At 47.8% G+C, this 19474-nt stretch carries 20 protein-coding genes; 13 read left to right on the top strand and 7 right to left on the bottom strand.

Translation table 11 applies throughout. The features are described 5' to 3' along the window. Positions 1-122: 122 nt before the first annotated feature. Complete coding sequence (locus PCH02S_RS31790) at positions 123-809, bottom strand: C40 family peptidase (RefSeq protein ID WP_127458119.1); 687 nt, start codon at positions 807-809, stop codon at positions 123-125. A gap of 203 nt (positions 810-1012) precedes the next feature. Between PCH02S_RS31790 and PCH02S_RS31785 the strand changes: the two genes are divergently transcribed. The 10 genes from PCH02S_RS31785 (at position 1013) to PCH02S_RS31740 (ending at position 11511) form a co-directional block, all read left to right on the top strand. After that, entirely contained in the window at positions 1013-1237 is a 225-nt protein-coding gene (locus PCH02S_RS31785; RefSeq protein ID WP_127458118.1) for a spore coat associated protein CotJA, read from the top strand. After that, a complete protein-coding gene (locus PCH02S_RS31780; RefSeq protein ID WP_127458117.1) occupies positions 1234-1500 on the top strand; it encodes a spore coat protein CotJB in 267 nt (88 codons plus the stop codon). Before PCH02S_RS31785 ends, PCH02S_RS31780 begins: the two co-directional genes overlap by 4 nt. A 16-nt stretch (positions 1501-1516) precedes the next feature. Further along, positions 1517-2086, top strand: coding sequence for a manganese catalase family protein (locus PCH02S_RS31775; protein ID WP_127458116.1), 570 nt, complete (start codon positions 1517-1519; stop codon positions 2084-2086). Between the two features lie 228 nt (positions 2087-2314). Then, a complete protein-coding gene (locus tag PCH02S_RS31770; protein ID WP_127458115.1) occupies positions 2315-3337 on the top strand; it encodes a response regulator transcription factor in 1023 nt (340 codons plus the stop codon). Beyond that, positions 3337-5139, top strand: a complete 1803-nt coding sequence (locus PCH02S_RS31765; protein ID WP_127458114.1) for a cache domain-containing sensor histidine kinase — start codon at positions 3337-3339, stop codon at positions 5137-5139. Before PCH02S_RS31770 ends, PCH02S_RS31765 begins: the two co-directional genes overlap by 1 nt. A 94-nt stretch (positions 5140-5233) precedes the next feature. Continuing rightward, positions 5234-6208 carry an ABC transporter permease gene (locus PCH02S_RS31760; RefSeq protein WP_127458113.1) on the top strand — a complete coding sequence of 325 codons (975 nt, stop codon included), beginning with the start codon at positions 5234-5236 and terminating at the stop codon, positions 6206-6208. 15 nt (positions 6209-6223) lie between these two features. Beyond that, complete coding sequence (locus PCH02S_RS31755) at positions 6224-7117, top strand: carbohydrate ABC transporter permease (protein ID WP_127458112.1); 894 nt, start codon at positions 6224-6226, stop codon at positions 7115-7117. Positions 7118-7130: 13 nt separating this feature from the next. After that, positions 7131-8774: an ABC transporter substrate-binding protein gene (locus tag PCH02S_RS31750; protein WP_127458111.1), complete on the top strand. Its 1644-nt coding sequence runs from the start codon at positions 7131-7133 to the stop codon at positions 8772-8774. 43 nt (positions 8775-8817) lie between these two features. Then, positions 8818-10284 carry a sulfatase-like hydrolase/transferase gene (locus PCH02S_RS31745; protein ID WP_127458110.1) on the top strand — a complete coding sequence of 489 codons (1467 nt, stop codon included), beginning with the start codon at positions 8818-8820 and terminating at the stop codon, positions 10282-10284. A 246-nt stretch (positions 10285-10530) separates the two neighbouring features. After that, positions 10531-11511, top strand: a complete 981-nt coding sequence (locus PCH02S_RS31740; RefSeq protein WP_127458109.1) for an SGNH/GDSL hydrolase family protein — start codon at positions 10531-10533, stop codon at positions 11509-11511. On the opposite strand, the gene PCH02S_RS31735 is transcribed toward PCH02S_RS31740, so the two are convergent. The 3 genes from PCH02S_RS31735 to nagB all read right to left on the bottom strand — a co-directional run bounded on the left by PCH02S_RS31735 (position 11494) and on the right by nagB (position 14325). Next, positions 11494-12249 carry a YdcF family protein gene (locus tag PCH02S_RS31735; RefSeq protein ID WP_127458108.1) on the bottom strand — a complete coding sequence of 252 codons (756 nt, stop codon included), beginning with the start codon at positions 12247-12249 and terminating at the stop codon, positions 11494-11496. The genes PCH02S_RS31740 and PCH02S_RS31735 overlap by 18 nt on opposite strands. 178 nt (positions 12250-12427) lie before the next feature. Continuing rightward, complete coding sequence (gene nagA, locus PCH02S_RS31730; protein WP_127458107.1) at positions 12428-13600, bottom strand: N-acetylglucosamine-6-phosphate deacetylase; 1173 nt, start codon at positions 13598-13600, stop codon at positions 12428-12430. Beyond that, positions 13597-14325, bottom strand: coding sequence for a glucosamine-6-phosphate deaminase (gene nagB, locus PCH02S_RS31725; RefSeq protein ID WP_127458106.1), 729 nt, complete (start codon positions 14323-14325; stop codon positions 13597-13599). Before nagB ends, nagA begins: the two co-directional genes overlap by 4 nt. A gap of 242 nt (positions 14326-14567) precedes the next feature. Here nagB and PCH02S_RS31720 point away from each other — a divergent pair, with 242 nt between their 5' ends. From PCH02S_RS31720 to PCH02S_RS31710, 3 genes are all read left to right on the top strand, one after another. Then, positions 14568-15236 (top strand): HAD family hydrolase, encoded by a 669-nt coding sequence (locus tag PCH02S_RS31720; RefSeq protein ID WP_127458105.1) that lies wholly within the window; start codon positions 14568-14570, stop codon positions 15234-15236. Between the two features lie 72 nt (positions 15237-15308). Continuing rightward, a complete protein-coding gene (locus PCH02S_RS31715) occupies positions 15309-15533 on the top strand; it encodes a spore germination protein (protein ID WP_127458104.1) in 225 nt (74 codons plus the stop codon). A gap of 15 nt (positions 15534-15548) precedes the next feature. After that, on the top strand, positions 15549-15740 hold the full coding sequence (locus PCH02S_RS31710) for a hypothetical protein (RefSeq protein WP_127458103.1): 192 nt from the start codon (positions 15549-15551) through the stop codon (positions 15738-15740). Positions 15741-15821: 81 nt separating this feature from the next. Here the strand turns inward: PCH02S_RS31710 and PCH02S_RS31705 are convergent, their stop codons facing one another. Genes PCH02S_RS31705 through PCH02S_RS31695 form a run of 3 tightly spaced genes read right to left on the bottom strand, consistent with a single transcriptional unit; the run spans position 15822 to position 19453 of the window. Beyond that, positions 15822-16955, bottom strand: a complete 1134-nt coding sequence (locus PCH02S_RS31705) for a YheC/YheD family endospore coat-associated protein (RefSeq protein WP_127458102.1) — start codon at positions 16953-16955, stop codon at positions 15822-15824. A gap of 6 nt (positions 16956-16961) precedes the next feature. Beyond that, the gene (locus PCH02S_RS31700) at positions 16962-18089 is read right to left on the bottom strand and encodes a YheC/YheD family endospore coat-associated protein (protein WP_127458101.1); all 1128 of its coding nucleotides are present in this window, start codon (positions 18087-18089) and stop codon (positions 16962-16964) included. Then, complete coding sequence (locus tag PCH02S_RS31695; RefSeq protein ID WP_127458100.1) at positions 18089-19453, bottom strand: YheC/YheD family endospore coat-associated protein; 1365 nt, start codon at positions 19451-19453, stop codon at positions 18089-18091. Before PCH02S_RS31695 ends, PCH02S_RS31700 begins: the two co-directional genes overlap by 1 nt. Positions 19454-19474 lie beyond the last annotated feature (21 nt).

Below are 19474 nucleotides of genomic sequence, written 5' to 3'. Positions count from 1 at the left end.
CAGGGGGGCAGTCGGAAAAGAGCTTTCGTCGTCTGAGAAGTCAAAAAAAGCCGTCTCCGAAGGGAGATAGACATGAAAGAGTACTGAGAGGGCCGAAAAGGCCGTCTCAGTTGAGCGGGAAACTAATATACCCGCTTAGCTCCCATATACTTAGGACCCCAATATGAGTTTGTCAGGCTTTGCGGGTAAATGCCTGCTGACCGTGTGGCAGATAGGAATTGCCCATTCCCCAAATAGAAGCCTACATGGTCAATAACGCCCGGGGATGCTATAGCGAAGAACACCAGGTCACCAGGCTGCAAGTTAGCCTGACTTACGGATGAACCTGTGTTGTAAAGCTCCTTGGAGGTTGTACGAGCAGCCGGAATCCCATGCTTTTGAAACATGTAATAAATAAAGCCGGAGCAGTCAAAACCTTGTGGCGTCGCTCCGCCCCATAGGTAAGGGACATGCAAGAAGTTCATTGCATCGTCGAGCAGCAGCCGTTTTTTTATCGAATGGGAGATGCTGGTTTGGGTTGCGGTATCCACTACGCCAGTCGGAGCTAACTGATAGGCCTTTTGATAATCTTTAACAGCTTGAGCTGTGATTGTGCCGAAGTAACCGGTGATGGTTGGATATGTAAAATAGCCAAGTGTTTTTAAATTCGATTGCAGGGCAGACACGGATGAGCTTGTCATTCCTTGCGTCAAAGTCATGCTGCTTGTTGAAGCCGACGCCGCAGATACAGGTGGTGTGGGAATAAGGCTATTTAGTGTGACGCTTACAAGAATTGCTGCAGAAATAATGATTTGTTTAGATCGTGTCATTGTGATTTCCTCCAAGCTGTTAGATTGTGTAAGTCATGGTATCACATGGATTGTTCTTATTGTAAGCGCTCAAAGCGCCTCTGACCATGAGGAAATATTGGAATTCTGTGATTTTGGCCAAGTTGTGCCGCATATACGTGCTTATAGGCCTCTCTGCCGCCATGACTATTTTCCACGTATAAAGTGAGAAGAGGAGGAGACGTATGCAATCGCAATTCAGAAAGTACTATCCCTATATTAGTCCATTTGATCCTTGTCCACCGATTCAAGTGAAATTGTATAATGTACCGCCGCACCTCTTTATTGCCTTCCAACCACCCGGTTTGCCGCAATTCAGTCCATATGAAGCTTTGAAAAAAGGGACGCTATGGCCCGCTCTATACGGACCTTACGAATCCAAAATAGAAGAAGGGAGCCCATGGTTATGAATCCACCAGCAGTACCGGAATCTTATTACAAGATGATGTACGACTTGCAGGCTGTTGATTTCGTATTGGTTGAGCTAACGCTGTATTTGGATACACATCCGAACGATCTCGCAGCCATCCAGCAATATAATCAATTCGCGCAAAAAAGGAAAGAGATGGCTCAGGAATTTGAGCTGGAATTCGGCCCACTTATGCCTTTTGGTCATGCTTATAGCAAAAATCCTTGGCAATGGGTGGATACGCCATGGCCATGGCAGGTCTGAAGAAGGAGGAAAAAGCATGTGGATATATGAGAAGAAACTTCAGTATCCGGTCAGAGTCAGCAAATGCGACCCTAGGATGGCGAAGCTTCTACTGGAGCAATATGGGGGAGCTGACGGCGAGCTGGCAGCGGCATTACGTTATTTGAATCAGCGATATGCGATTCCGGATAAGGTTGTGGGGTTGCTTACGGATATTGGGACGGAAGAGTTTGCGCATCTTGAGATGATCGCGACCATGGTTTACAAGCTCACAAAAGATGCAACGCTGGAACAACTCAAGGCTGCTGGCATGGACGATCAGTATGTGATTCACGATAGGGCGCCATTCTATCAGAATGCGTCAGGCGTGCCGTGGACGGCCGCTTACATACAAGCGAAGGGAGATCCCATAGCAGACCTCTACGAGGATATTGCCGCCGAGGAGAAGGCTAGAACGACTTATCAGTGGCTGATTGATTTGACCGATGACGTCGATTTGCAGGATGGGCTAAAGTTTCTCCGTGAGCGGGAAATCGTGCATTCGCTTCGTTTCCGAGAAGCTGTTGAAATTTTGAAGGATGACAGGATGCAGAAGAAGGTTTTCTGAGGGTTTGGAGGTGAAGGTACACCTAAGTTAAAGGGAATATTGTGATTGTTATAACCCCCCACTGGTTGTCATGGCTGGCGGGGGTTTTTATTGATAAAAACGGAAGCGAATTTTCGATTTTGATGACTGTGTTTAGATTTTAAGGGGTATTCAGGCTAAAAACATTTGTAACATAATGAAGGCATAAGCAGATTCGTGAAAGTGAAATGATCAACAGGGGGGAAGCGAATGGCTAGAATCTTTATTGTTGACGATGAACCTATCATCGGAATTGGCCTCAAAACGTTGATCGGGGAATATAAACGGTTTAGTGAGATCGAAACGTTTACAAATAGCGTGTCCGCGTTAACGAGCATCAGGGCTAACCCCCCAGACGTTGTGATGACGGATATTCGAATGCCTCGTATGGACGGTCTGGAGTTATGCCGGAATATCCAGCAGCTAAAGCTGCTCACCAAAGTCGTTGTGCTTTCGGGATACGGAGATTTTGTGTATGCGCAAAAATGTATGTCGTACGGCGTGCAGGAATATTTGCTGAAGCCTATTACAGAAATTGAGCTTTATCCTGTGCTGGATAAATTGCTCGCTACGCGAGACGCGGCACTTGTTTCCTTCTCCCTTTTTGAACAATGGGTTGATCAATTGGAGGAAGCCGTTTGGATGTTGGACAAGAACCGGGTTAGTGAACTGCTCGAAGAGGGAAAGAGGGAGTTGTTCGCCGGTGAAACGGACGTGCAACAGTACCAACGGGTATACGACGCTGTCAACCTGCTTCTCAAAAAGTTGAATGCCAGAGGGACTTACCGGATTGAGGCAAAGCCGCTTTTCGAGGAGAACACGGTCATCACAATTACGTACGAATGGTTTCAGGCTGAAATCTATATATGGATGCAGCGACTGAGCGAGTACCGCAAGTATGAGAGAATTAATGTCTTGGAGGCGGCTATCCAGTACATCGATGAGCATCTTTTCGACGAGGAGCTTTCGCTGGATAGGGTTGCTGGGAAGTTAGGCATAACGCCAACCTATTTCAGCCATTATTTTAAGAAAAATACGAATGAGACCTTCGTTCAATACCGAATGCGTAAACGCATTGACAAAGCCAAACAACTGCTTGCCGTTCCGCACTACAGAATTACTGACATCGGAGCCGAGGTCGGTTACGAAAGCTACCCCCATTTTTCCAGAGTTTTCAAAAAGGCAACGGGCTATTCCCCTACCGAATTTCGCGCACTGCTTGGGATTAAGTAATGAAAAACAGTTTGGTACGCAAGGTTTATCTGTACTTTGTTATTATTATCGCGCTGACCTTGGTGACGGTGGGGGTTACCGGTTATTGGCGGTCGTCCAACGAATTGGAGAATCAATATGAAGGGCTGTTGACTCAAATTGTTGATAATGTGTTGCATGAAACCGATTTATTCCTGAAGAGCTACGAGCGGGCAACGCTTTCTATTCTAATTTCTCCTGTCGTGAAAGAGGCGTTGGATCTTCCAACCAATTCGACCTCCGGCTTTTATACATCCGAAATTGCAATGAAGGGGGTCTTTCAACCTGTTCTCATCAACAACCCGGAAATATCCATGACGTACATTGTCGGTTATAACGGGTTTCAGGCAACGGATTTCAATGTCCATATTGTTCCTTTTAATTACAAAGGATTTGAAGAATATATCGAACAGATGAAGGAAAACGATGATATCAACGGGGAGTTGACGATTCAGGAATCCGGATTTCTGGACGGACATCTCACCCTCATTCGCAAATTGGCGGACCGTACCTCATCGAAATCATTTAAAGGCATTATGGGCTTTGAACTGAAGATTGGGGAATTGAACACACTCTGGAAGGGCATAAAACTCGGGCAATCCGGTTATTTTTTTATCGTGAACGACCGTGGGAGAATCTTATACCATCCGGACCCGAGCCGGATCGGCAAACAGCTTGACGGTATGCATTTCAATACGGTTGAAGCCAATAAAGACCAAATATTTGAGTTGCCCGGTGAACCGGGGCGGGTTTTCTTTAGTCGGAAATCCGACTATTCCGGCTGGACCCTCGTGGCCAGCATGTCGGTTGCTGAGCAGAGCAAACCGATTTCAGACCTGCGGCAAACAACGCTGTTTGTAGGTATCTTTACTTTGATATTGGCCTTATTTCTAGCCTATCGTTTCGGACAATCGATTGTGCGTCCAGTTCGGCTTCTGGAAAATGGGATGCGTCAGACGGCCAAAGGCCACTGGACCCGAGTACCTCTGACGGGAAGCCGTGATGAGATGGATCAGCTTATTACCAGCTACAATACGATGGTTACCCGACTGGAAGAACTAGTCGAGCGGGTTTACGAGACGGAGCTGCGCAACCAGGACAATTTAATGAAACGGCAGCTGGCCGAATTCCAATCCCTGCAATTACAGATTAATCCTCATTTCTTGTACAACACATTGGAAATTATTATTTGTTACGCCGTTATCCAGAAATCAAACGAGATTAAAGACATCGTTCGCTCTCTGTCCTATATGCTGCGCTATTCCATACGCACCGATTTGGAGAAAATTACGGTTGCCAACGAGCTTAAACACATTCTGTATTTTATGTCCATTATGAAATACCGCAACCAACGAGAGTTTGAAATCGATGTTCGAATAAGCGCAGATTATTTGCTGGACAGTATGGTCCGTTTGACACTGCAGCCCTTGGTCGAAAACGTATTCAAGCATGCATTTCCCGAAGGGATCGAGGATGCTCACACGATTATTATTGACGCTTGGAAGGATGCCGAGAGTCTTTACGTCACGGTAGAAGATAATGGCTGCGGTATTGATGCGGATTCCCTTTTACAATTAAACACACGATTTCTGAACAGCAAAGAGGAGAGGCTGCTGAATGCACAACCCACATTCGAAGGCAGCATCGGGCTGCTTAATGTGCATAACCGGATTCAAATGGTGTTCGGACAACAGTACGGCCTTTCTATACAAAGTGAGCTAGGCGTGGGTACAAAGGTTACGATTCGGATGCCGTCCAGCACAAAAAAAGTCATGCCAGTATAAAACAGCACAATGCTCGGCCGTCCTTTTTTCTGTATGCTACATATCGAAAGGCATGAAACATACCGAGTCATGGACATCGAGGAGGGAGGGATTTATGGAGGTTTCCGCTAGCAAGAGCCATACATTGTCTGTAACTGTCGGTAAAAAGGAAAATTACTTGTCTAGACTGAAAAAGAACGCATCCAGCCATTGGCAGCTCTACCTGCTTATGCTGCTGCCGATAATTTATTTGCTCATATTCAAGTATGTGCCGATGTACGGGGCTTTGATTGCGTTCAAAAATTATATCCCGACGAAAGGGGTATGGGGCAGCGAATGGGTAGGTCTGAAGCATTTCGATCGTTTTTTCCATTCGTATGAGTTTGTTCGGATTATGAAAAATACAATCGTTCTCAGCCTGTACAGTTTGCTTGCGGGGTTCCCGTTCCCCATCATTCTGGCGCTTTCCTTGAATTACGTAAACGCTCGTTTCTTTAAGAAAACCGTACAGATGATTACCTATGCGCCGCATTTTATTTCCGTAGTTGTTATGGTGGGTATCATTCTGCAAATGATGGACCCCCGGGTTGGCTTGGTTCAAACAATTATGAAGTATTTCGGCTTGCCGGCAATCAATTTCATGGGCATACCTGAATGGTTTTCACACGTATTTGTTTGGTCGGGGATTTGGCAAAATGTTGGTTTTTCCTGCATCATCTATTTGGCAGCGCTTGCAGCTGTAGATCCTTCGCTGCACGAGGCAGCGGTTGTGGATGGAGCCAATAAAGTGCAGCGAATGTGGCATGTTGACCTGCCGGGTATTATGCCGGTTGCCGTTATTTTGCTGATCATGAACACCGGCCATGTGTTGGACATAGGCTTCGAGAAGGTATTGCTGATGCAGAATCCGCTGAATATGAGCTCATCTGAGGTCATTGATACCTTCGTGTACAAAGTTGGTTTGGCATCAACAGCCATTAATTATTCCTACTCATCTGCCATTGGATTGTTCAAATCAGTTATTAATTTGCTTCTACTGGTTCTCGTCAATCGGCTAGCCAGAAAGTTGGGACAAACGAGTCTGTGGTAATAAGGAGGCGCATCGATGACAGGACGCATACAAGAAACTGCGGATGACAGGCTTTTTACAATCCTGAATTACATCATTCTATTCATTTTTACGATTACGATTCTTTATCCTCTGGTGTACATTGTCAGTGCTTCCTTCAGCTCATCCACAGCGGTTATTTCCGGCAGAGTCTGGTTGTATCCGGTTGAGCCGACGCTAGCGGGTTATGAGGCGGTATTTAAGCATCGTTTAATTATGTCGAGCTTTTTGAATTCGGTCTTTTATACGGTAGTGGGAACGACGATTAATGTGCTTTTTACCCTTATTGCGGCTTATCCGCTTTCAAGAAAAGATTTTATGCCACGTAATGCCATAATGGCCTTGTTTGTATTCACCATGATGTTTTCAGGCGGATTGATACCGTCTTATCTGGTTGTGAAAGAGCTCGGTATGATCGACACAAGGTGGTCTTTACTTATTCCGGGAGCGCTTGCCGTAATGAATATGATTATTGCCCGCACGTATTTCCAAACGACCATTCCGGAAGAATTGCTTGAAGCCGCTCAAATGGATGGATGCAGTGATTTTACGTTTGTGCGGAAAATCGTGATTCCTTTGTCAGGTCCGATCATTGCTGTCATTTCCTTGTTTTATGCCGTGGGACATTGGAACCAATATTTTAACGCGCTGCTTTATTTAAAACATCAGGAGCTGTACCCAATTCAATTGGTATTAAGGGATATTTTGGTGCAAAACGAGGTGGATGCGTCGATGATCACTGACGTTGCGGATCAAGCAGCAAGGGATGGCCTGCGGGAGCTTTTGAAGTTTTCCCTTATTGTCGTGTCTACGCTGCCCGTGCTAATCATCTATCCATTCATACAAAAGCATTTTGTCAAAGGCATGATGATTGGATCACTCAAAGGATAAAGGGGGCTTTTACATGAAAAAAGGTTTAACGGCATTAGTAGCGATTACGGCATCTCTAGCGCTTCTAAGCGCATGTGCGGACAGCGGACCCAATGATACTGCCCAAAAGACGGAAGCAAGTATGGACGATCAAGTGACGCCAGCGGGCGAATTCCCGATCACGAAAGAAAAGACGACGCTTAAGGTCATGGTCAAAGGCTCCAGCATTGTCGAAAACTTTGCAACGAACGAGTTCACCAAGTGGCTGGAGGAGAAAACGAACATTCATATCGATTGGGAAGTCGCTCCTGAAAAAACATTTGCAGAGAAGCTTAACGTTTCACTCGCAAGCGGGGATTATCCGGACGTGCTGCTTAATATGAGCGTATCGCCGATTCAGCAGTCCATTTACGGTAAGGATGGCGTGTTCATCCCGCTGAATCCGTATATTGATAAATACGGCGTGGAAATGAAGAAGATGTTCGAGCAGGTGACCTATGTCAAAGATTTGATTACGATGCCGGATGGCAAAATTTATTCGGTTCCTCAAGTTAATGATTGCTACCACTGCTCGCTTGGTCAAAAAATGTGGATTTATCAACCATGGCTAGATAAACTTGGATTAAAAATGCCGGAAACGACGGAAGAGTTTTATCAAGTGCTTAAAGCTTTTAAAGAAAAAGACCCTAATGGAAACGGTAAAGCAGATGAAATCCCGCTTGTCGGTGCTACGAATGGCCCCTCCTCGACGTTGGACCTTTTTCTGACCAGTCCGTTTATCGAGAAGGATTTCAACCTGCGCTTTGTTAAGGATGGAAAAGTTCAAGTTGCCTATAATCAACCGGAATGGAAGGAAGCTCTGACGTATCTTCATAAGCTGTTTGCTGAAGGTTTAATTTCTCCGCAAACGTTTACACAGGATAGGAACCAGTTGAAACAAATGGGAATGAACCCGGAGATCCCAATCGCAGGAGCTATTGCCTCACAAAACCAAACGGTATTTGTCGATGTCGATAACCCGAGATTCAAAGACTACGTCTCCGTACCGCCACTCAAAGGGCCGTCAGGTATACGCTCAACGGCGTACAATCCATATGCGGTATCTACCGGTCAATACGTCGTTACCAATAAGGCGAAAAATCCCGCTGCCGCATTCCGTATGGCTGACTTGCTGCTTTCAGAAGAAGCGACACTGCGCAGTACGCAGGGCCGTCCTGATCAGGAGTGGGTGCGTCCGGCGCAAGGTGAGCTTGGCATTAACGGGAAGCCGGCAAAATGGAAACCGGTTGCCACGTTCGGCAAACTGCAAAACATCCACTGGGCACAGGCGGGGCCGTCGCTGCGAACAAACGATTTGCGATTAAGCGTAGTAGCGGATCCGAAAAATTCGCTTGAACTTATTTTGTATAATGAGACGAAAAAATACGAGCCCTATGCCACCGATCCGAGCAAAATTGTACCGCCACTGTTCTTCACCAACGAACAAGCGGAAGAGCTTTCTACGATTGAGAAGACGCTTACGGACTACAGAACGGAATTTTTTGCAAAAACGGTTACAGGGTCGCTGGACATTGATAAAGAGTGGAACAACTACTTGAGCACTTTGGACAAAATGAACATTAAACGCTACTTGGAAATCTATCAGCAAGCCTACACCCAGTATAAATCAAAAAAGTAAGCAAGCTCGGAATCAAATCTGTCCCGTGAGAGTGAGGTAGAAGATGAAAGAAAAGAATACGAAGAAGCTTTCGTCTGAAGGATCTTCACCCGGTAAACCTTTACCCGGTAAACCTTCAACCGGCAAACCTTCACCAGGTAAACCTAATGTTGTGTTTATCATAGCGGACGATCATCGTGGCGAAGCAATTGGCGCGTTCGGTAATGAAACGGTGCAGACGCCGGTATTGGATTCGTTGGCCGCCGACGGGACATCATGCCGTAACACGCGTATATTCGGCGGCCTTAGTGGAGCGGTTTGCGCGCCAAGCAGAGCGTGTATGCATACGGGCATCCCGATCTTTCGGGCGATGATCGGTAAAGACATGAAGAACCGGGAGCATTCGAGCGTGATTCGTCCGGATGTTCGGCTCATGCCGCAAACGATGCAGGATGTCGGTTACCTGACGCATGCCATCGGCAAATGGCATAACGACAAAGCAAGCTTCGCCCGAAGTTTCGGGGGAGGGGATAAGCTGGCGTTTCACGGTATGAGCGAGCATACGAGTGTTCCTGTGTACGACTACGACGTGACCGGGGTTTATCCTAAGGAAAATGAATATATGGAACATACGTTCTCAACAGAGCTGTTTACGGATGCTGCCGTCAACTTTATTGAGAATTACCAGGTGGATCAGCCGTTTTTCCTGTATGTGGCTTATACAGCGCCACATGATCCACGAACCGCGCCGGAGCCGTATGCCAGCATGTACGACAAATCCGATATTCAGCTGCCTCCGAACTTTGTGCGGGAGCATCCATTCGATACTGGCGATATGAGGGTTAGGGACGAGAAGCTTGCCCAATGGCCGAGGGACGAAGGCGAGATTCGTGGCCATATCGCTGATTATTATGCCATGATTAGCCATTTGGACGCACAAATCGGCAGAGTCGTCGAAGCGCTGAAGGCTAAGGGCATCTTTGACGATACGCTGTTCGTGTATACCGCCGACCATGGCTTGGCGGTTGGGCAACACGGACTGATGGGCAAACAAAACCTATACGATCACAGTGTGCGAATCCCGCTTATATTCAGGGGGCCAGGGGTGCCGGAGGGCAAGCAGGAGCTTGCGCTGGCAAGCAATATCGATATTTTTCCTACCGTTGCCGGCCTATGCGGCGTCGAGCTGCCGGAGGAGACGGAAGGTATTAGTCTATGTCCTATCTTTGCAGGGGAAAGTGACGGTATTCGCAATATCGTGGGCGCGGTTTATCGAGATGTCCAGCGGATGGTAACGGATGGCAGATGGAAACTGATTCGTTATTATCACTCTCCTGAAACGAACACAGGAACGGAACGCATCCAATTGTTCGATCTACTAAGTGATCCTTGGGAAACGCAAGATGTGTCGGCAGATCCTGCAAATGCCAGGGTTATTGAACGGCTTGCCTCCGAAATGGCTTCGTGGATGCAAGAGAGCGGCGATATTTTGCAGGATAAACCGGTAAATCCTGTTGCACCGTTGGCTTGATGATTGTATAAAAAGTCGCGGAAATCGCGACTTTTTGTTTTAATCATGCTTTTGGAGTGGCGTTTCCCGGCTGTTTCGCGCGGATACCCAACTGTCTTGCACAGTGGGAACTAGAGGGTCAAAAGTGTCAATATGGTGAGGTTTTAGCCGTAATAACGTCCCACAGTTCCCATATATAGTAATCTCCCCCACATTGGCAGAGTAGGAATTCCTGTCTTGCCTATTTATAAAGAGGTGAATGGAAGCATGCAAACGATTGAACTAAATAAACAATGGTTTCGGGGAGCCGTTTCAATAGAAACGACGGATACTGGACACCGGCCATGGCGCTTGCCATATGATCAGCTCGGATTATTCGCATCAAAATTAGTCGAGACGGCAGGGGAAACCGCGGGTGTTAGAGTTGCTTTTATAAGCGACTCTACTTCAGTGGAGCTCCATGTCGCAAGAACGGATAAAGAAATACGGTTTGACATCGTGATTGAAGATGAACTCGTTGATACCAAAACGCTTCTCGCAGGAGAGGAAATTTGTTTATTTACAAACTTAAGAGGCAGCATGAAGAGGATTGAAGTTTATCTGTCACAAGAAGCAGCTGTTATTGTGAAAGCACTAAAAGTCGATGATGGAGCATCGGCGGCTCCCTTGCCCAGCAATCAACCCCGCTGGATTACTTATGGAAGTTCGATTACGCAATGCCGATCAGCAGAAAGCCCCGCTCTGACTTGGCCGGCAATCGTAGCACGCAACAAAGGTTGGGACGTAACCTGTATGGGATATGCGGGACAATGTCATTTGGAACCAATGATCGCTCGCATCATCCGCGACCTTCCCGCTGACATTATTTCCATGTGCCTCGGCATTAATGTGATGGGAGGTAACACTTTAAATATCCGAACATTTCGGTCTGCCATTGTTGGCATGGTATCGATTATTCGCGAAAAGCATCGGAGCACGCCCCTGTTTTTAATTTCTCCTATTTATTGCCCGCACAGGGAAACAAGTGAAAACTTAGTGGGAATGAACCTGGTTACTATGAGGAATGAAATTCAGGAAGCGGTGAATCTTTTAACTTTTTACGGGGATACAAATCTTGCTTATGTAGATGGTCTGGATATTTTTGGTGAAGCCTATGTGGCCCGCCTGCCAGACCACCTGCATCCAAACGCTGAAGGAAATAAAATTATGGCTAGTCATATACAGGAAAAGTTAATTCTTAGCCGCTAATAACCCTAAGTACTCTTTCAACGCAATTGAAGTATTGGACAATCCGCTGGAAGAGGGAATGAATTTACTTATGCTAAGCGTCTGCTGCCCCTGCGAAATATAGTCGGTCGGATAAGGGATTACATCCACCTTAAGCTTTTGAAACTGCTTGACGGAGCGGGCCATATGGAAGGCAGAAGTCACGAGAATAGGGTGCTGCCAGCCATTTGTGGTTAGCATAGCTTGGGTATGCAGCGCATTTTCTTCCGTGTTGCGGCTCGTATCGTCCAGAAAAATAGAAGCTTCAGGAACGCCGAGTGCGATAAGATGACGTTTGGAAATTTGCGATTCATTGCCGGAGTCCGTGAAAACCTGTCCACCCGAGAGGAGAATGGGCAGCTTCATGCTGCGATACAGCTCCGCTATGGTCAGCACACGGGCAGCTGTGTTCCCTGTCAAATATCCTTCGCCTTTGGTTAAAGGGTCTGGTGTGTCAAGCGTCGCGCCGCCTGTCAACATGACAATCACATCACCGCTCACCTGAGCCGGTGGGGTGTATCTTCGCTCGATTGAATTTAGGAGCTCGTTACTGAAATAGGGCATGGAGCAAACGTACAAGAGAATGGCGGCCAACCCGATAAGGAGAGTACCTATGTACTCTTTTTTTTGCTGCAGCCATAAGGCGATGCAGAAGAGCAGCAGAATAACAATCCCTGGGGGAAACAATAACGTGTAGGCGATTTTGATCAAATAGAGCATAGGGATGAGTAGATCCTTTCTTGGAAAAAGCAGCTATTTGCGTTATTAAGCTTTTTCGACAAACATAGGGAATATCCTGCAAAAAATAAAGAGAGGCTGTCTCGTAAGTCATCGAATGACCGAGGAACAGCCTCTCTATTAAATGTTTGGAACAGAAACGCCGTGCTGGGAAGCTAGGTTATGCTTGCAGTTCCTTACCGCGAATCCACACGCGTTCGAGCTCCAGCTCAGGGCTGACCAAGAGCAGGTCAGCCTGCTTGCCATGCGCAATCGAGCCGTGCGACGCCTGCAGCTGCAGCAACCGCGCCGGGTTGCCGCTCGCGAAGCGGCTCGCTTCTTCTACGCTGACCCCAACCTCGCGCACCATAAAACGGAGCGCATCGATCATCGTCAGCGTACTGCCGGCGAGCGCGCCGCCTTCCGTCAACCGGGCCACGCCCGATTGGACGGTAACGGCTTGCCCGCCAAGATCGTACTGCCCGTCGCCAAGCCCCGCGGCTGACATGGCATCCGTGATCAGCAGCAGGCCATCCGGCTGCTTGGCTTTCACCAGCAGGCGAATCGCTGCCGGGTGCACATGGTGCCCATCGGCGATGACTTCGCCGCTGATGCGATCGTCGGTAAGGACCGCACCGACGGTTCCGGGCTCGCGATGATGCAGCGGCTTCATCGCGTTGAAGGTGTGCACCGCGTGCGAGAGCCCCGCGCCAACCGCCGACTGAATGTCGGCGTAGGAAGCGTCGGTGTGGCCGCACGCGGCAACGATGCCACGATCGCGCAGCCACGCGATCGTCTCAAGGGCACCCTCGACCTCCGGGGCGAGGGTAAGCTGTTTCACGAGCTGTGGAAAGCGCTCGTGCCAGTCTTGCAGCCAGGAAAGCTGCGGCGGCAGCATCAGCTTCGGATCTTGCGCGCCGGCCCACTTCGGCGAGATGAAAGGGCCTTCCATATGCACGCCAAGCAGCTGGGCGTATGGCATTGGTTCTTGCATGTAGCGGCTGACTTCGCCAAGGACGCGGTCAATCGCTTCATGCGTTTGCGTCATTGTCGTAGCCAGCATGGCGGTAGTTCCGTTCTTCGCGTGAAACCGTGTAATGGTATCCAGCGTTTCGGGGCTGGCTTCCATGAAGTCAGCGCCATACCCGCCATGCACGTGAACATCGATGAAGCCCGGCAATAACCAGCTGCCGCGAGCATCGATGGTTTCGACAGCCGGATCAGCCGTGCTGGAATTCCACGCTGAGCTGCTTTGGACGGAAGCGATAACGCCATCCTTTAGATGAACGACACCTTGTTCGATGACGCCTTGTTCCGTAACGATTCTGGCACCTGTAATGACAAGTTCGCTCATTCGAACAACCTCCCTGCCTCAGCATCCAGCAGAACGACAAGGTGAGGGTGAGTTTGCAGCAGAGTAGCCGGTACTTCTGTTGTAATAGGTCCTGTAAGCGCGCGATGCACGATTTCGGCTTTGTCAGCTCCGCGAACGATCAGCAGAATTGTTTTGGCTTTGAGAATTGTGCCTACGCCCATCGTTAGAGCGTGAGTCGGAACTTCTTCGATTGAGTTGAAAAAACGCGCATTCGCTTCGCGGGTTTCTTCCTTCAATTCGACGAGATGCGTCCCGCTGATCAGTGAATCGTCAGGCTCGTTAAAGCCAATATGTCCGTTATGGCCAAGGCCAAGGATTTGCAAATCAATTTGCTTAGCTTCTTCAAGAAGTTCATTAAATCTGGCACATTCCGCTTCCAGGTCGGGTGCATTTCCGTTAGGAAGGTGGGCTGAAGCGGCAGGCAAGTCAATATGAGCAAATAAATGCTGCTGCATATAAGCGTGATAACTTTCTGGATGATCTACCGGCAAGCCGACATATTCGTCCAGATTAAAGGAAGTGACATTTTTAAAGCTGACGCGGCCCTTCTCATAGGCTTTCACCAGCTCTTCATAAATACCTACAGGCGTACCACCCGTGGCTAAGCCTAGAACAGCTTTTGGCTGCATTTGGACAAGGGATGTAATAATACCGGCTCCGGCCTCATTAAGTTCTTGTTGATTTTGAAAAATATGAAGATTCATAGGGGTGTTCCTCACTCTCACGGACAAGTTATTTGCATTAGATGCATGATTTATGAAATCATTTTGCATAAAAATATCATTTTTCATATTAATTCTACTCATTTCAATCATAACTGAATTCATTAGTCTCGGCAACAGGCATTTTGCCAAATATGAACATTGACTTACATGGGTATGTTTGCCATTCTTAACTAAGATCATTACACGTTTTATATAATTCATGATGGTGAAGGAGCTTGATGATGAGTACACAGAGAAACCTACCTGAGGCTATGTTTTTTGACATGGATGGCACGTTATTTCAAACCGAGACGATTCTATTGCCCGCTTATCATGCGACATTTGATGTGCTTAGAGAGAAGGGCCTTTTCACGGGAGAGACGCCGCCGGAAGAAAGAATTCTGGGAGCGCTCGGCATGCTGCTTGAGCATATTTGGCAGCGGGTTATGCCAGAATCATCTGTGGAAGCGCGTCAAGCCGCTGATGAGCTGTTGCTTCATTTTCAAATGGAAGCGCTGAAGCAAGGACAGGGGAAATTGTACGATGGCGTGGCAGAGACCTTACAGGCTTTGCGGGACAAAGGTGTCCGCTTATTTGTGGCGAGCAACGGATTAGAGGACTACGTCGGTCATGTGACCGAGGCGATGGGCTTGTCCCCTTTATTTGAGGACCTGTACAGTGCGGGTAAATATCAAACCAGATCCAAAGTGGATTTGGTTAAAATAGCGCTCGACAAGCATCAAATCAGCTCCGCGTGGATGGTGGGAGATCGTTCCTCCGATGTGGAGGCAGGACTTAAGAATAATCTGACTGTAGCTGCCTGCGACTACGCCGGCTTCCGGGAAGCGGGGGAGCTCGAAGGCGCGCACATTCGAATTCGCAGCTTTGCTGAGCTGCTGGAATACGTTTAAGATGAAGTTGTCGCAAACGTGGTCGTCTGGGCATACACTATAGCACATTGACAGATAAAGGTGCTGATTAGAATGCCTTCTTTTGTAGGGATTTTCAACATTATAAGGAACGAAGGAAGCCTGGTGAACGGTGATACGTTAGTGATTGCTCCGACGAGCGCAGCCAAAACGTACTCCGGCAGCGGTGGCGGCATAACAGGAGATTTCGCCGTTTCTAATGTTTTATTTAGCGCGACGATATCGCTGGACCCGGATGTTGTGGATGCGGGTGCTAATAAGGTAGCTACTGGGACGTAAATGGATGGCAGAAGATTGGCTTCAAGCTCGGGTGGTGACGGGCTTGGAGCCTTTTTTTGCGTGTGGGCACACTTTCCGGGAACTGCTAGAGCCTCAGCGAAATTCCCAAGCGATGAGGCATGTACAGGTACAGGGGCTGCCAAGGGAGGACATGACCTGCCTATGACGGAGGATCTGGTGCTGGGCGTAGGAGCTTTGCGTCCATGATCTCTCGACACTTTTTTCGATGGAGCAATATGTAAATCGGAAGCTCCATACAGCTCAGTGCTGCTGCTTCCGATTGCGCGCTTAATCACTTTCATTGGATGCATCGCCAGAAGGCGATTCTATTCTTCCAGTGTTTTGCCTTAGCATCCAGACGGCATACTCGAGAGGGCGTGAAACCGCCTTCTGATAGGTGGCGATTTCGCCGATTTTACGGAATACTTCCCGGGAAGGCTTGGGGTTGACTTCCAGCAGCCAAACATTTCCCTTCGGATCTACGGCAATATCCATGCCCAACTCGCACAGCTTGCCGAATTTCGTTTCTAGAAAGTCTGCCAGTTTATAGGCGAAGCTGTTCATTTCTTTCTTAATGCTTTCCGTTTTCTCAGGTGATGCGAAACGGTATGCTAACAGCTTATCTTGCGAAACCGCGCTTCCGCCTCCGTGCAGGTTCGAGGTGATGCTGCGGTGAGGACCGATGCGGCCCGCACAGCCGGTTACTTCCCATTCACCTCGGCCGTTTTTTTGAATCAGCAAGCGGTAATCATGCACGCGTCCATCCTTCAGCGTAAGTTGTATGCCTTGTTGAACCACATAGTCCGGACTCAGCTTTAGCGTATGCAGCTTGATTGACAGCTGTTTTTCGCTTGCGCGGTAAGGGGTGATGATGGTTCTTTGCTGATTTCTTCCTTGCAATAAAAACAGGTCGGGACCCAGCTGCTCAATACGCAGGATGCCTCTTCCACCTGTACCGTTTTTCGGTTTGACATACACAAGCGAATGCTTCTTTATAAACTTCAGCAGCTCTTGCACGGTGCTGTATCGCACGGTAACCGGCAGGAAAGGGCGTATGCCTTCATTTTCGGATAAAATTTGATGCATGGACCATTTATTGGCCAGCGGTCTGCTCAGAAAGATCAGCTTTGCATGCCGATTGCGAAATGCTTTGAGCATATGATAGTTCGCAGCTGCTTTGTAGCGGCAGCGGTCATAAATGACAGGCGGCATCGATGTGCGGCGGCGAACCCATTTGCGTAAGGTAGCGTCATAGGTTAATGAGCGCACCGAGTTGTCAGCTTCGACATCGGTCGGCGAGAAAACTTCGACTTGAACCCCGATCTTTTTACCTTCTTTACTGAGCTTTTGAAAGTAAGAGAGTTCTTCGAGCCGAGTTTTGCTTAAATAGATAGCGAGTACGCCCAGTCGTTGTGAAGACAAGCATAATCACCTTCTTCTTCCATTATTAATTAAATAAAGGCTATAACGAATAATACGTTCAAGTGATTTTTTGCGGATTTTCGGCTCGTCGAATTTCATTGGTTTGGAGTTCGCTTCAAAGAACCAGATATGGCCTCCAACATCGACGCCGATATCCATCGACATTTCGCCAAGTTGATTGCCGGATGATTTTTCAATCTGAGTCGCGAGTGTGACAGCAGCTGTTTCAACTCGTTTTAGTATGCTTTTTGCTTCTTTGGGTCCAAAGCCCTGTGAGAGCAGTTTGAACGGATCATCGATCGAACCGCCGCGTGGAACGTGCGTGGTGATGCTCGCTTTCCCCGCTACACGTGCGCCGATGCCTGACACGCTCCATTCCCCTTTGGACGTTTTCTGGATGAGAGCGCGCAAATCATAAGCCCGCTGTTTGTACCTTGCTAAAGCAATGCCTTGCTGAGCAATGTATTCGTTGGAGCCGCGGTGCCGATTCCATTCGTTCCAAAGTTCGGAAGTGGTATTATGCACACTGTAAGTCATTTGCTTATCTACCTGACGGCTCAGCCGGTATTGCGTTTGACTGCCCTTCGTTGTTATTCGGTCAATCCGCATAATGCCTTTTCCCGCTTTGCCTTTCACCGGTTTCAAATACAATACGGCGTGTTTGCGCAAAAGGGAAGTCAGGTCGTCAGCTGAACTTAATTGTTTGGTATCGGGCATATAGGGCTTGCTATCTTTAGCTCCATTAAGCCAACTGAATAAGGTCCATTTGTTAAAGAAGGAAGAATTGAATAAATGAACGCTGGAGCTGCGATTGCAAGCTTGAATCGTTTGTTGGACTTCGGGCTTCATTTCCATTTTGCGATAAGGAATGCGATTGTAGACGACTTGAGGAGCGGGAACGAGTTCCCTGCTCCATTTTTTGGTTTGGTTATTGTAGCGATAACCGTGAATTTCATTGCCTGAAAGGTTGAAATCCTTGGTGGTCACGACGTAAACATCAACCCCAAGCCGCTCACCGGTCTGAATGAGATCAAGGAAATTATGCAAATTCCCTCGAAATATGCGATTACTGTCCTTAACGGTGAGAATGGCCAGCCTCGGATTCTGCTCTTTGTTGTGCAGGAAGAAAGCCATTAGTTTTCCCTCCTAGCACGGAATCGGCTTAAATACAGGCAATGCTCGTAAATATTTTGTAAAGTAGCGAGGTCTCCTTCTTTCAATGACGGGTGTTTGAAAATCGACCTGCCTGGTTTGGCATTGGCTTCAAACATCCAGATTTTCTCATTTTGATCAATACCAATATCAAATCCGAGCTCTCCGAGCAAATGGTTATAATTATTCTCGATGCCTTCAGCAAGCTTGATCGCCGTTTCTTTGGCATTGCTAAGCACGGACTCTGCACGGCTGCCGTAGATTTGACGAAGCACTTGCTCTGGCGTCATTAATTGACCGCCGTTGCGGATATGGGTGGTTACGCTGCCCTTGCCGGATTTCTTGGCCCCAATGGCGGCGACAACCCAGTTGTTGTTGCCGTTTTTCGTCATGTGGAAACGGAAATCAATAGGGCAGTTGTCAATTTCTATCAGACGGATGCCTTGTTGTGCCACGTAATTGGATAGACGACCCCGTCCAGTCCCGAGCATTTGCATAAGCCCTTCGAATTTTCCATAACGGATGAGTACGTTTTTGCCGCCTTTGCGGTAGCGAACAAAATAACCGCGTTTCGGGTTATAGGTCACCCGGAAAATACCGATGCCCAAGCTGCCCGCCGTTGGTTTCAAGTAAATGAATTTATGCTTGTCGAGCATTTCTTTAATTTGATCCGCAGATGGATTAATCTTGGATTCTGGAACGAATTTGTAAGCATCGTCGCCAGCTAACATTTTGTACACATCCCATTTGTCAAAAAAGCTCCAGTTAAACAGCGGGATGCCTCTGCGTACAAAACGGTCCTTAAAACCCTCCATCCCGGCCGATTTCTCTGCTATACGGCTGGATAGGCGGTTATAGACAACATCCGGCAGCGGGAACGTTTTACGAATCCAGCCTCCGCCTTCTTTGGGAATGATCCCTGTAACGGTTTCCTGTACCCAATTGACCCCTTTCGGGCTGAAAGCGAAAATAAAAGATTTGTTCGACCCTGTATTTAGAACCTGACGGATGAACCCGGTTTTTGTACCAAACGGAGATGAACCGCCTGCAATATTCGTTAAGACGCCGATGAGCGGTCCGATACGCAATTCTTTATTATTCGCGCTCGCGACCATTACGCTCCCCGAGCGAGGAACTCGCAGAGAAGCCATCAAAGAAAGCGGAATGTACATATGCTGGCCACTTTTTTTAATCAGGCGGATCGGTAGGGTAGCTGTTTTGCTGCCGACCTTTACAGTAATCGATTTGGTACCGGTTAACCGTAAAGCTTTGACGACCTCACTTGTTAAGTAGACCGATCTATCTGTTCGTTGTACGGCGTGGAGCATACACGTTGTCAAACTCATTAGGTTACCCTCCTAAACTTG

It is taken from the genome of Paenibacillus chondroitinus NBRC 15376, assembly GCF_004000765.1.
GTDB classification, from domain to species: domain Bacteria; phylum Bacillota; class Bacilli; order Paenibacillales; family NBRC-103111; genus Paenibacillus_E; species Paenibacillus_E chondroitinus.
Note: the sequence above shows the minus strand (reverse complement) of the source record. Positions and strands in the feature narration are given on the sequence as shown.

What these genes read in the sequence shown, in the direction of transcription:
- PCH02S_RS31790 (WP_127458119.1), bottom strand. Translation starts at nt 809, where the DNA reads ATGACACGATCTAAACAAATCATTATTTCTGCAGCAATTCTTGTAAGC.
- PCH02S_RS31785 (WP_127458118.1), top strand. Translation starts at nt 1,013, where the DNA reads ATGCAATCGCAATTCAGAAAGTACTATCCCTATATTAGTCCATTTGAT.
- PCH02S_RS31780 (WP_127458117.1), top strand. Translation starts at nt 1,234, where the DNA reads ATGAATCCACCAGCAGTACCGGAATCTTATTACAAGATGATGTACGAC.
- PCH02S_RS31775 (WP_127458116.1), top strand. Translation starts at nt 1,517, where the DNA reads ATGTGGATATATGAGAAGAAACTTCAGTATCCGGTCAGAGTCAGCAAA.
- PCH02S_RS31770 (WP_127458115.1), top strand. Translation starts at nt 2,315, where the DNA reads ATGGCTAGAATCTTTATTGTTGACGATGAACCTATCATCGGAATTGGC.
- PCH02S_RS31765 (WP_127458114.1), top strand. Translation starts at nt 3,337, where the DNA reads ATGAAAAACAGTTTGGTACGCAAGGTTTATCTGTACTTTGTTATTATT.
- PCH02S_RS31760 (WP_127458113.1), top strand. Translation starts at nt 5,234, where the DNA reads ATGGAGGTTTCCGCTAGCAAGAGCCATACATTGTCTGTAACTGTCGGT.
- PCH02S_RS31755 (WP_127458112.1), top strand. Translation starts at nt 6,224, where the DNA reads ATGACAGGACGCATACAAGAAACTGCGGATGACAGGCTTTTTACAATC.
- PCH02S_RS31750 (WP_127458111.1), top strand. Translation starts at nt 7,131, where the DNA reads ATGAAAAAAGGTTTAACGGCATTAGTAGCGATTACGGCATCTCTAGCG.
- PCH02S_RS31745 (WP_127458110.1), top strand. Translation starts at nt 8,818, where the DNA reads ATGAAAGAAAAGAATACGAAGAAGCTTTCGTCTGAAGGATCTTCACCC.
- PCH02S_RS31740 (WP_127458109.1), top strand. Translation starts at nt 10,531, where the DNA reads ATGCAAACGATTGAACTAAATAAACAATGGTTTCGGGGAGCCGTTTCA.
- PCH02S_RS31735 (WP_127458108.1), bottom strand. Translation starts at nt 12,249, where the DNA reads ATGCTCTATTTGATCAAAATCGCCTACACGTTATTGTTTCCCCCAGGG.
- nagA (WP_127458107.1), bottom strand. Translation starts at nt 13,600, where the DNA reads ATGAGCGAACTTGTCATTACAGGTGCCAGAATCGTTACGGAACAAGGC.
- nagB (WP_127458106.1), bottom strand. Translation starts at nt 14,325, where the DNA reads ATGAATCTTCATATTTTTCAAAATCAACAAGAACTTAATGAGGCCGGA.
- PCH02S_RS31720 (WP_127458105.1), top strand. Translation starts at nt 14,568, where the DNA reads ATGAGTACACAGAGAAACCTACCTGAGGCTATGTTTTTTGACATGGAT.
- PCH02S_RS31715 (WP_127458104.1), top strand. Translation starts at nt 15,309, where the DNA reads ATGCCTTCTTTTGTAGGGATTTTCAACATTATAAGGAACGAAGGAAGC.
- PCH02S_RS31700 (WP_127458101.1), bottom strand. Translation starts at nt 18,089, where the DNA reads ATGGCTTTCTTCCTGCACAACAAAGAGCAGAATCCGAGGCTGGCCATT.
- PCH02S_RS31695 (WP_127458100.1), bottom strand. Translation starts at nt 19,453, where the DNA reads ATGAGTTTGACAACGTGTATGCTCCACGCCGTACAACGAACAGATAGA.